Source organism: Dietzia natronolimnaea (assembly GCF_002289575.1).
GTDB lineage: Bacteria > Actinomycetota > Actinomycetes > Mycobacteriales > Mycobacteriaceae > Dietzia > Dietzia natronolimnaea_A.
Genome location: NZ_NTGA01000006.1, coordinates 21,299 through 32,592, shown reverse-complemented (window position 1 = coordinate 32,592; position 11,294 = coordinate 21,299). Strand labels below are relative to the sequence as shown.

Genomic DNA, 11,294 nt, shown 5'->3' with positions numbered 1-11,294 from the left:
TCACGACCGTCGACGGGTGGCGGCCTCGGCCAGGGCGCGGAGTGTGACCCGACCGTGCTCGCTCACCGCGTCGGAACCGATCGCGTCCAGGGCCCGGACCGTGAAGGTGTCGATCTCCGCCTCGACGGAGGCCACCGCACCGCAGTCCACCAGTATCCGGCGGGCGCGCTCGAGTTCGGCGGGGGCGAGATCGGTGCCCAGGACCGAGAGCAGGAAGTCCGCCTCCCCGGCCGTCGCCAGCGCCGTACCGCGGGCGAGCAGGAGGGTCCGCTTGCCCTCCCTGAGGTCGTCCCCGGACGGCTTGCCGGTCACCTCCGGATCCCCGAAGACGCCGAGCATGTCGTCACGGAGTTGGAAGGCCTGCCCCACGGCCACCCCGAACTCGCGCAGCGCCGTGACGGTGTCCGGTGCCGCCCCGGCGAGCGCGGCACCGATGTGCAGGGGCCGCTCGACGGTGTAGGCGGCCGTCTTGAAGCGGTTGACCCGGGCCGGCGTCTCCTCGTCGGTCGCACCGGAGGACTCGGCCAGGATGTCCAGCATCTGCCCCGAGAGCACCTCGGTCTTCATGGCGTACCACGGCTCCAGTGCGCGGCCGAGCGCGGCGGGGTCGACGCCCGAGGTCACGAACATCTCGTCCGCCCAGGCCAGGGCCAGGTCCCCGACGAGGATCGCCTGCGACACGCCGTATCGGGCGGGGTCACCGGACCATCCCAGGTCCCGGTGTGCCGCCTCGATCGAACGATGGACCGTCGGTCGGCCGCGACGGGTGTCCGAGGCGTCCACGATGTCGTCGTGGATGAGGGCGCAGGCCTGGATCAATTCGAGTGCCGCGCAGGCCGTGAGGATCTCATCCGGGACCGTCGCGTCCGCCGGGCTCGCGGCCGACCACCCGGCCAGGCCGAAACGGGGTCGGATCCGTTTGCCACCGTTGAGGACGAAGTCCGACAACCGTCCCGCGAGGGCGTCGACACGGTCGTCGACCCCGGACACCACCCGCCGCCGCTCGTCGAGATGGCGGCGGAGTGCGCCGAGCACCCGTTCTGCGTCGTCCGGGCGAGTCGCCGTGACCACGGTCACCATCCCTTCGGGGCGCCGCCGTCCGGCAGCCCTCGTGGCAGTGATCCTAGTCGCCGGGCGAGGGTCGGCACCGGCGCGTGTCGGGCTACCCTGGTCCGGTGACCCAGCTACCCCACCTCGTACCGGCGGGCGGCGACCGACACCCGAGCATCGTGGACCGCATCGCCTCGTCGCGCACCCCCAGGGTGCCGTTCTCCGTCGAGTTCTACCCACCCCGGGACGAGGCCGCGGAGGCCCGTCTGTGGCGCGCTGCCTCGGTGTTCTCCGAACTGGGGGCGGCGTTCGTGTCCGTCACCTACGGTGCGGGCGGCTCCACCCGCGACCGGACGGTCAAGGTGGTGGAGAGGGTGGTCCGGGAGACCGACCTGGTGCCCATCGCGCACCTGACGGCCGTGGGCCATTCGGTCGCCGAACTACGCGAGATGATCCAGATGTACGTCGACGTGGGGGTCACCAACATCCTCGCGCTCCGGGGCGATCCCCCCGGTGACCCGCTCGGTGACTGGACGCCGCATCCCGAGGGTCTGCACTACGCGGAGGAGCTCGTCCGACTGATCCACGAGGTCGGTGACCTCCACGTGGGCGTCGCATCCTTCCCCGAGGGGCACTACCGGGCGCGCGACCTCGATCACGACACCGAGATCCTGCTCAACAAGCTCCGCGCCGGCGCGGAGTACTCGATCACCCAGATGTTCTGGGATGTCGAGCACTACCTGCGCCTACGGGATCGACTGGAGTCCGCGGACCCGGAACAGGCCGTCAAGCCGGTCATCCCCGGGCTCATGCCCGTGACGAGCCTCCGTCAGGTCCGCCGCATGGTGGAGCTGTCCGGGTGCGCGCTGCCGGACGGACTGTCCGGCAGGCTGCGTACGGCCGCGGGGGACGGACCCGACGAGGATCGTGCCGCGGTGCGTGAGGTGGGGATCGAGTTCGCCACCGAACTCTGCGAGCGCCTGATCGCCGAGGGCGTGCCGTGCCTGCACTTCAACACCCTGAACTTCTCCCGCGCCACCCACGAGGTGCTGGCCAACCTGTCGATGGTCCCGTCGCCGGACGTGGTGGCGAGCGGGGTCTGAGACCGCCCGCTCCGGGCGGCTTCGGGAGCTGGCGCCGTCGCGGGAGCCGGTGCCGTCGCGGGAGACTGTGCGGGTCAGCGTACGAGGCGGTCCGAGCGGGCGCGGGAGGTCCGCGCGGCGAGGATGGTCCCGATCGACACCAGCAGGGCCGCGCCGATCCCGACGATCATCCACACCGCGAACCCGCGGGTGGCGGGGTCCGGGTAGGACGAGGACGCCTGCATCCGCGTGATGGAGCCCGGCGCCGGCGTCCAGCTCACGGAGTTGCCCCCACCAAGCGTGCCGTTCGTCTCGCCGATGCGGTTGGGGAAGGTGAGGTCCACCCGCGTGGTCGCGGACTCCGCGCGGTCCGCGGGGATCCCCGAGAGGTCGACCGAGCCGGTGAACGAGACCGTGTCGCCGCTCCGCCGGAACCCCAGGGTGTAGGGCCGGGCGCCCTCGACCTCGATGGCCAGTGACAGCGCGTCGACCTCCGCGAAAGTCAACTGGGTGAAGTAGATCTCCCTGCCGGTGAAACCGTCCGCTGAGTAGGCGGTGATCCGCACCTTCTGCTCCAGGCCGGACGGAGTCGACAGCCGTTCCAGCGCCGCTGTCTGCGCCGGCTGGTCGCCGGCCACCAGGATGCGACCCGAGACGGTGTCGTCCTTCCGCACACTCATCTGCGCGTTCAGCTGGAGACACCCGGTGAGGACGAACAGCATCGTCATCAGGGCGGTGACGCCCACGAGCCGGCGGCCCGCGGGGGAGTGCGGGGCCGTCACGGGGTTGGTCGCGGTGCCGCTCGGTTCGATCACGCTCGTCATTGTGCCCGCGTGCGATGCCGACGCCGCGTCGACGTGCCGAGCCGGCGGCCGACGAGACGTGCCACCGTCCTCCCGCTCGTGCCGATGACGCCGCCGCCGGGATGGGTGGAGGCGCCCGCGAGGAACACGCCGTCGGCGCCGGGGACGGTGTGACCGGCCAAGTCCGGGTGGGGTCGCATCGGGAGCATCTGGTCGAGGGACATCTCCACGTGCATCACGTTGCCCCCGATCAGGCCGAGCTCGGTCTCCAGGTCCTGCGGCGTCTGGACGTGGCGGTGGACGATGGAGTCGGTGAGCCCGGGCGCGAAGCGCTCCGCGGCCGCGATGATCCGGTCCGCCTCCCCGGGACCCGCCTCGGACCAGGAGCGCCCGTCCGCGAGGTGCCGTGGGTGCCATTGCGACCACAGTGTGAGCTCGTGCCGGCCCGCCGGCGCGAGCGAGGGGTCGAGAGAGCTGAAGCTCATCGCGAGGACGGCGGGTTCCGCGTCGAGCCGTCCCGCCGCGGCGACCCCGTACCGGTGGTCGAGTCGGCGACGGTCCGTCACGAGCAGTTGCAGACCGTGCGCACTGGTCGTCGTGGACACTCCCGGGTAACGCGGCAGATCCGTCGTGCCCAGCCGGACGACCATCCCCAGCCCGAACCCCGGTCGGATCCGCCGGCGCCAGGCGTCGAGTCCTGCCGCGGGGAGTTCGTGGGAGAGGAGGTCGAGCGTGGTGTGGACATGACAGGCCGCGACGACGGCCGAACAGTGCAGCGACCCGCCCCCCGCGGTCTCCACCCGCCACCCGGACCCCGCGCGGCGGATCGCCGTCGCTCCCGCACCCGCGGTGACCGATCCACCGGCGGCCCGGACGGCAGACACGAGTGCGTCGGCGAGGGCGCCCGACCCACCGATCGCACGGCCGGGAGGGGTCTGGTGCATGAGCGCCGCGAAGCCGATCATCGGCGCGGTGCCGGCATGGGACATCGGTGGTCCGGACTGTGCGCCGAACCAGGACAGGGCGGCCTTGAGCCGCTCGGACGTGAAAGTCTGGTCGAGCAGGGCGTCGCCGGAGGCCAGAAAGGTCTGGACCGCGCCGAAGGGATCCCGGAGATCGTCCCGACCGAGGAACGCCGCTCCCAGTCGCGACGCCGTGGGACGGACGCCGAACCCCTTCATCATCCGTCCGGCCAGGACCCCCCACCGGCGGACGAATCCGCGGTACGCGTGCGCATCGGTCTCGCCGCAGGCGGCGGCGATACTCGCGCAGGTCGCGTCGAGGTCGCGATGGAAGACGATCGGGGGGTCGTCGCTGCCCGGCGGGGCGGGGGCGAATCCCCACGGGTCACAGTCCACATACCTGAGGCCGTGAGCGGCGAGGTCCAACTCTTCCGGGATACCGGTGTGTCGGATCATCAGGTGGGCTGACGATCCACGATCCGTGCGGTGGCCGGGATAGCGCTCGACCGTGGAGGTGGCACCGCCCAGGACGGTGTCCTTCTCCACCACGTGCACGTCGAGGCCGGACCGCGCGATATACGCGGCACAGATGAGTCCGTTGTGGCCGGAACCGATCACCACGACGTCATGACGGTTGTTCACGCGAGCCTCCGTGTTGGGTGAGGGGGAGCGAACGCGACAGTACGGCGAAGGGCCGGGCGTCGCCTTCGAACCTGTAGGCCCTGAGTACATCCGAGAAGCCCAGCGAACGGTACAGCCGCCATGCCCCGTTGGCCTCCTCGGGGACCTCGGGGGTCGAGAGCAGCACGGATCGCTCCGTACGGTCCGCCAGGAAGCGTCGGAGCAACTCCGTTCCTATCCCGCGCCCCTGATATCGGGGGGACACGTGGAGTTCCGTCAGTTCGACGTAATCCGTCGGTAGCTGTCGGCCCTGATCACCCAGGCCCCGGGCGACCTGCTCGTACCACCACTGGCCGGGGGCGCCCCGGTAGCCGTAACAGATGGCCACCAGCGGCCCACGGGCGTGACCGAGAAACCGCCGACGCGGCGACTCGAAGGCCGCGACCCCGGACCATCCGTCGCGGTGACTGTGCTCCATCCACGCGGGGGCGCGGGACCGGATCACCTGGGGCGGGTAGCCCATGGCGTCGACGTACACACCGAGCGCCTCGGGCAGTCGGTCTCGGAACTCGCCGGCGTCGAGGCTGGTGATCACGGTGTCCATCCACCCCATCTCATCACGTGCGCGCGTTCGCGACCGGGATTGTGTCGTACCCCGCCGATACCGTGAGCCGCAGAAGGGGAGGTGCAGGACAGATGGGTTCGAGAACGTCGGTTCGTACGCCGACCGGGGGTGCCGTCGGGTTCCTCGGTCGAGCGGAGCGCGCAGAGATCCACCGGGGCCGTGCGGTCGCCGCGGCGTCACCCGCCGACCGCTTTCTCGAGTCGTACCGCGCGGCGAGGTCGGCGGCGGCGGCGCTCGTGTCCCCGGGGCCGCGTCGACGGGGGCCCTCCGATGTGTGGCACAGGCTCGCCGTGGAAGTGCCCGAACTGGCGGAATGGGCCTCCGCGTTCGGCGGTTACTCGGCCCTCGCCGCCGCTGTGGAGGACGGCCTGCCCCGCGACGTCACACACCGTATGGCGGACGATTTCCTCTGGGCGGTCGGCCGATTCCTGGACCTCGTGGACGAGCGGCTGGGGGTTCTGGGGCCGGCGGCGTGACGCCGTGGACGACGCGCGGGGCAGGCTTCCCGTCGTCACGCGGAATCGCGGTGGTCACCACCGCGTTGCGCTCGTATGATGGGGGGAACCCTCGACCGGCCGATCCCCGTAGACTGTTCCCGTCACACGGCCGAGCCGGCCGAGCTCGTAACCACGAGCGTTCTGAGGAGGTCGCAGTGCCCCTGTCCGAGCACGAGCAGCGCATGCTCGACGAGATCGAGAATGCGCTCTACGCCGACGACCCCAAGTTCGCGTCGTCCGTTCGAAAGACCGGTGGGACCGGTGGTCGGCGACCCGCCGGTGTGGTGGTGGCCCTCGGAATCGTGGGGGTCGCACTCCTCGTGGGCGGGCTGGCACTCGACTTCAAGCCCGGCGGTTTTCCCGTCCTCAGTCTCGTGGGTTTCCTCGTGATGTTCGCGGCGGGCGTGATGGCTCTTCGTTCGGCGCCCTCCACGGGGTCGTCGTCGACCGGCGCCTCCGGCGGAACCCGGGTGCCGGGCGCGGGGAAGTCGTCCTCCAAGGGGGCGGACGGGCAGAGTTATTCCTCGCGTATGGAGGACCGCTTCCGCCGTCGGTTCGAGCAGTAACCACGACGACTGACGAGCTCCGGCGAGGGGCGAGCGCATCTGCGCTCGCCCCTCGCTCCTATTTGTGGGGTACCGGCCCGCGTGTGAGGTAGCGGGGTCCGAGGTGCCGGCCCGGGTCCGAGCGCTGTCCCACGTCTGAGCGCCGGCCCACGTCTGAGCGCCGGCCCGCGCCGCTGCCCCACTGGCGTCGACACACTCCGGTGGCGCCGATCCGTTGCTGCGGCGTCGGCCCGTTCCCGTGGCTCCGTACGAGTCCCGGCGTGGCCCAGCTCAGGGTCACCCGAGAGTTCGGCGTCGAGTTCGGCGGCGTCAGTCCCCACCGCTCGCCCCCCCCCGTTCTCCACTTTGCCCCACCGGGATCCGCTGTTCTATCCCATAGGCGTGCTCCAGTCACACCAATCACAGTTGACCGCCGGGAACGCGTCCGCGCGGACGCGCCACTTTCGGTCCCGGTAGCGGAGTTGTCCCGCGACCGGACGTTCTGAACTGCAAAGACAAGACAGAGTGGGGAGAAGTGGGGCGCAGGCCTTGTTTGTGGGGCATTGTGGGGTACAGTGGGGGACGCGAGGAGCTCGAAGGGGCCTGATCCCAGGAGGTGGCGGGTGACCGACACCGACCTCAACGACTCCGAGCGCGAACGAGCCTTCGTCGGGTACGGGACACACCGTCCCAAGCTCGACGACAAGGGACGGCTGACGATCCCGGCCAGGTTCAGGCCAGGCCTGTCGGACGGGGTGGTGGTGTGTGGGTGGTTCACCAACACACTCTCGGTCTTCCCGGAGCGCGAGTTCGACGCGCTGGTCAGAAAGGTGCGGCCGACCGCCAACCTCAGCGAGAGGCACATGGCGTTCTTCCGTCTCCTGGTGAGCGGCGCGGAGGTTCAACAACTCGATTCACAGGGGCGGGTCTCCATCCCGGTGAGTCAGCGAAACTACGCGGGCCTCGACAAGGACTGCGTGGTCAACGGCCTGGGGGAACGCCTCGAGGTCTGGGATGCAGACGCCTGGGATCGCTACAGCGCGGAGAACCTCCCTGTGTTCTCCGAAATGGAGGGCACATCCCTGGGGATCGAATTCTGATCGCCGGGACCGAGACCGGACGGTCGAGACCGCATCTCGACAGCACGAGAGCACGACAGCACGAGAGCACGAGAGCACGACAGCACGACAGCACGACGGACGGAGCCCCCCGGCCCCTGCCCGGCACCACCCTGGCGTACTTCCCCAACGCCAGGTGGGTACCGGACGGGGACCAGGGGGCTCCACCACAACCGGAGCACCGATGACATCCGGACGGGAGGGAGGCGACATGGCGGAAGATCCCGGCTCCGACCGCGCCGCGGCCCGGTTCGGCCACGTCCCCGTCTTCCTCGACCGCACCATCGAGCTCTTCCGACCCGTCATCGACGCCGCCGCCACCGCGGGCCGCAGGCCGGTGATCGTGGACGGCACGTTGGGCCTGGGCGGACACACCTCACACCTCCTCGCCGCCTTCGACGACCTGCGCATCGTCGGGGTCGACCGCGACCCGGCTGCCCTCGAGATCGCCACCCGGAGGCTCACCGCCTTCCGGGACCGGTTCACTCCCGTGCACGCCCGGTTCGATGACCTGGACCTGATCGTGGACAGTCTTCCCGCGGAGTCGAGGGACGATGCCGGCCCGGCGATCGACGGGGTACTGCTCGACTTCGGGGTCTCATCCATGCAGCTCGACGTGGCCGAGCGTGGATTCGCGTACTCGGTCGACTCGCCGCTGGACATGCGGATGGACCCCACCACGGGTCCGACCGCCGCCGACATCCTGGCGGACTACCCGCGTGACGATCTCGCGAGGATCTTCCGGGTCTACGGCGAGGAGCGGTTCGCGCGACAGATCGCCTCCGCCATCGTGCGCCGCCGGGAGACCGATCCCATCTCATCCAGTGCCCAGCTCGTCGAACTCCTCTACGACACCATTCCGCAGGGCGCACGCCGCACCGGCGGGCATCCCGGCAAGCGCGTTTTCCAGGCCTTGCGTATCGAGGTCAACGCCGAGCTCGAGGCGGTGGAGAACGCGGTACCCGGGTACCTCAACCTCCTGAGGCGTGACGGTCGGGCGGTGTTCATGGCGTACCACTCGCTCGAGGACAAGATCGTCAAGCGGGAACTCACCCTTCGGACGGCCTCGCGCACCCCCGCCGGACTGCCGGTGGAACTGCCGGGGCACGGCCCCGAGTTCGAGTCCGTGACCCGCGGCGCGGAGAAGGCGTCACAGTCCGAGATCGACCACAACCCGCGCTCGGCCTCGGTCCGGGTGCGATGCGTCCGGCGTATCGACGGGAGAACCCCATGACGAGCACCATCGACACGGCGGATCCCGCCGACGGCTCCGATACCCGGTCCGCCCCCACCACCGAGCGGCCCGGGCGGTCCCCGGGCGTCGGGGTGGTGGGGCTACGCCGCAAACCGGTCACCCGTTCGGTGCGGGGGCGCAGGACGGTGGTCGTCCCCGCCGAACGACTGAGTCCTGCCGAGTTGGCGGGTCGAATCCCCTTCGTGGTGGTCATGCTCCTCCTCATCGGCACGGGCGTCGGCGGGACCCTGCTGTTGTCGGCGCAGACGACGCAGGACACCTACGACCTCAAGAACGCGCGCGACGCCAACGTGGAGCTCGTCGAGCGCATGGAGACGCTCCGGGCGTCCAATGAGCGCGCCCGGTCGGCGGAGGTCCTGGCGCAGCGCGCCGAGAAGCTCGGAATGGTCGGGGTCGCCAGTGCCCCCATCCTCACCAGGGGTTCGGACGGTGTGATCGAGGTGGTCGGCGAGCCTGAGGCGAAGCTCGGCGCGCCGGTCAGGCCGCTGCAGCCGGCTCCGGTAGCGTCCGAACCGTCGACGTCGCCCGAGCGGGGCGGATTCGACGCACCGCCCGCGCAGGCGCCGCAGGACAGGACTCCTCGCGGGGTCGCCCCCGTCCCGTATCCACCGCTCGCGGGTCGCCCGGTCCCGGTCGCACCGCCCGCCCCGATGGAGGAACCCGCCGCCCCGGCTCCCGCTGTGGCCCCCGACCCCCCGGCCCCCGTGCCGGCCCCGGCTGGCGATGTCGCGACACTCGCGCCGGTCCCCGGCCCGCTCTACTGACGACACGACCTGCGAAAGGCCCCTCGATGACCGATCGACGCACCCCGGGACAGGGCCCGCGGGTCCCTTCGGGGGCACCTCGCGGCGGCCGCCCGGGCGACGGTCGGCCGCCCACCCGGTCCGGCAGGGTCCTCACCGCCGATTCGACGGACCGGCGGTTCACGTGGATGCGCTCAGCCTTCGCCGTCATCATGGTGATAGCGCTGGTCAAGCTGCTGTGGGTCCAGACGATCGGCGGCACCGAACTCGCGGCACGCGCGGAGAGCCAACGACAGGTCCACCAGGTGCTCCCCGCCACCCGCGGCGCGATCGTCGACGTCCACGGCGACCCGATCGCGTTCACCCGCGAGGCCCGGGATTTGTCCATCCAGCCGCTGGTCGAGCAACGCAACGCCGAAGCGCGCAGGGAACTGAACCGCACCAACCCCACGTGGGACGAGTTGGTCGACCAGATCGCTGACGAGTTCGAGTCCGTGCTCGGGGACAAGATCGACCGGCAGGAGATCGAGGCCAAACTCACCTCCGAGGGTGGTTTCACCTACCTCGTCCGCAACGTGGACGTGACCCAGGCCAACGCCATCACCCGGAAGTTCCCGATGATCGGTGCGGAACGTGTGGACATCCGCGAGTACCCGGGCGGAGCGCTCGCGGCCAACGTGGTGGGAGCCACATCGAAGAGCGACGACGGGAAGCTCATCGGTCTGCAGGGCATAGAGGCGTCTTTCAACGACGAACTCGACGGCGAGGACGGTCGCCAGACCTTCGACCGCGCCCAGGACGACACGGTGATCCCGGGGACGCTGCGGAACGTCTCGGCCCCGCGCGACGGCGACACGATCCGTCTGACCCTCGACGCCGACCTGCAGTGGCACGTCCAGAAGGCCGTGCAGTCCGCCAAGGACTCCTCGGGCGCGCAGAGTGCCTCGGCGGTCGTGCTGGACTCCCGGACCGGAGAGGTCCGCGCGATGGCCAATGACAACACCTTCAACCCCGCGGTGGGCATCGGCGCCGAACTCGAGCGCGGGGCGGACCTCGGCAACCCGGCGATCACCTCGCCCTTCGAGCCCGGCTCGGTGCAGAAGATCATCACCGCCGCGGCGGCGATCGAGGCCGGACTCACCGACCCGGATGAGGTCCATTCCGTGGACGGGAGCATCAGTATGGAGGGGGTGACCGTCTCCGATGCGTGGCAGCACGGGCCCACGCCCTACACGACCACGGGAATCTTCGGGAAGTCCTCGAACGTCGGGACCCTCATGCTGGCGCAGCGCGTCGGCAAGGAATCGTATTCGGAGTACCTGCGGAAGTTCGGGCTGGGTCAGCGGTCGGGCATCGAACTCGCCGGCGAGTCCGACGGTCTGGTCCCCGACCTGCAGAACTGGCAGGGCGGGACGTTCGCCAACCTGCCCATCGGGCAGGGGTTGTCCATGACGACCCTGCAGATGGCGGGCATCTACCAGGCCATCGCCAACGACGGGGTCCGGGTGCCGCCACGGATCGTCGCCGAGCGAGTGGACCCGGACGGTGAGGTCCACGAGGCCGATCGACCGGAGGGCGAGCGGGTGGTCAGCGAGCAGACCGCTCGCACGGTGCGTGACATGTTCCGCTCGGTCGTCCAGTCCGGCCCGGGGGCGCAGGCGGGAACCGGCCCCCAGGCCGCGGTGGCGGGGTACCAGATCAGCGGCAAGACCGGCACCGCCCAGCAGATCGACCCCTCGTGTGCCTGCTACTCCAACTCGCGGTACTGGATCACCTTCTCGGGCATCCTGCCCGCCGACGATCCGAGGTACGTGATCTCGATCATGCTCGACGCACCCCAGCGCGGCACCCTCGGCGCATCCGCCGCACCCCTCTTCCACGACATCGCCTCGTGGCTGGTCAACCGGGACAACATCCCGCCGTCCGCCCCCGCGCCGGACCTGATCCTGCAGGCGCAGTGACGCGCGACCGGCAAGGTAGCGTGTAGCGGGTT

Annotated in this window: 11 protein-coding genes; 7 read left to right on the top strand and 4 right to left on the bottom strand. The window is 70.5% G+C overall.

Going from position 1 to position 11,294, the window contains the following annotated elements; translation table 11 throughout:
- The gene (locus CEY15_RS03610; protein ID WP_095717349.1) at positions 1 to 1,080 is read right to left on the bottom strand and encodes a polyprenyl synthetase family protein; all 1,080 of its coding nucleotides are present in this window, start codon (positions 1,078 to 1,080) and stop codon (positions 1 to 3) included.
- Positions 1,081 to 1,175: 95 nt separating this feature from the next.
- Here CEY15_RS03610 and metF point away from each other — a divergent pair, with 95 nt between their 5' ends.
- Positions 1,176 to 2,153, top strand: a complete 978-nt coding sequence (gene metF, locus CEY15_RS03605) for a methylenetetrahydrofolate reductase [NAD(P)H] (protein WP_176475009.1) — start codon at positions 1,176 to 1,178, stop codon at positions 2,151 to 2,153.
- A gap of 74 nt (positions 2,154 to 2,227) precedes the next feature.
- On the opposite strand, the gene CEY15_RS03600 is transcribed toward metF, so the two are convergent.
- Genes CEY15_RS03600 through CEY15_RS03590 form a run of 3 tightly spaced genes read right to left on the bottom strand, consistent with a single transcriptional unit; the run spans position 2,228 to position 5,122 of the window.
- On the bottom strand, positions 2,228 to 2,956 hold the full coding sequence (locus CEY15_RS03600) for an LppM family (lipo)protein (protein ID WP_095717347.1): 729 nt from the start codon (positions 2,954 to 2,956) through the stop codon (positions 2,228 to 2,230).
- Positions 2,953 to 4,539, bottom strand: a complete 1,587-nt coding sequence (locus tag CEY15_RS03595) for a phytoene desaturase family protein (RefSeq protein WP_095717346.1) — start codon at positions 4,537 to 4,539, stop codon at positions 2,953 to 2,955. Before CEY15_RS03595 ends, CEY15_RS03600 begins: the two co-directional genes overlap by 4 nt.
- Positions 4,523 to 5,122, bottom strand: a complete 600-nt coding sequence (locus CEY15_RS03590; RefSeq protein WP_095717375.1) for a GNAT family N-acetyltransferase — start codon at positions 5,120 to 5,122, stop codon at positions 4,523 to 4,525. The genes CEY15_RS03595 and CEY15_RS03590 overlap by 17 nt, the downstream gene beginning before the upstream one ends.
- 92 nt (positions 5,123 to 5,214) lie before the next feature.
- Here CEY15_RS03590 and CEY15_RS03585 point away from each other — a divergent pair, with 92 nt between their 5' ends.
- The 6 genes from CEY15_RS03585 to CEY15_RS03560 all read left to right on the top strand — a co-directional run bounded on the left by CEY15_RS03585 (position 5,215) and on the right by CEY15_RS03560 (position 11,262).
- Positions 5,215 to 5,619 carry an SAV_6107 family HEPN domain-containing protein gene (locus tag CEY15_RS03585; RefSeq protein WP_017835538.1) on the top strand — a complete coding sequence of 135 codons (405 nt, stop codon included), beginning with the start codon at positions 5,215 to 5,217 and terminating at the stop codon, positions 5,617 to 5,619.
- Positions 5,620 to 5,795: 176 nt separating this feature from the next.
- On the top strand, positions 5,796 to 6,206 hold the full coding sequence (locus tag CEY15_RS03580; protein WP_095717345.1) for a DUF3040 domain-containing protein: 411 nt from the start codon (positions 5,796 to 5,798) through the stop codon (positions 6,204 to 6,206).
- 602 nt (positions 6,207 to 6,808) lie between these two features.
- Entirely contained in the window at positions 6,809 to 7,285 is a 477-nt protein-coding gene (locus CEY15_RS03575; RefSeq protein ID WP_017835536.1) for a division/cell wall cluster transcriptional repressor MraZ, read from the top strand.
- A 229-nt stretch (positions 7,286 to 7,514) separates the two neighbouring features.
- Positions 7,515 to 8,537: a 16S rRNA (cytosine(1402)-N(4))-methyltransferase RsmH gene (gene rsmH, locus CEY15_RS03570; protein ID WP_095717374.1), complete on the top strand. Its 1,023-nt coding sequence runs from the start codon at positions 7,515 to 7,517 to the stop codon at positions 8,535 to 8,537.
- Complete coding sequence (locus CEY15_RS03565) at positions 8,534 to 9,322, top strand: hypothetical protein (RefSeq protein ID WP_095717344.1); 789 nt, start codon at positions 8,534 to 8,536, stop codon at positions 9,320 to 9,322. The genes rsmH and CEY15_RS03565 overlap by 4 nt, the downstream gene beginning before the upstream one ends.
- A gap of 26 nt (positions 9,323 to 9,348) precedes the next feature.
- On the top strand, positions 9,349 to 11,262 hold the full coding sequence (locus CEY15_RS03560) for a peptidoglycan D,D-transpeptidase FtsI family protein (RefSeq protein WP_095717343.1): 1,914 nt from the start codon (positions 9,349 to 9,351) through the stop codon (positions 11,260 to 11,262).
- Positions 11,263 to 11,294 lie beyond the last annotated feature (32 nt).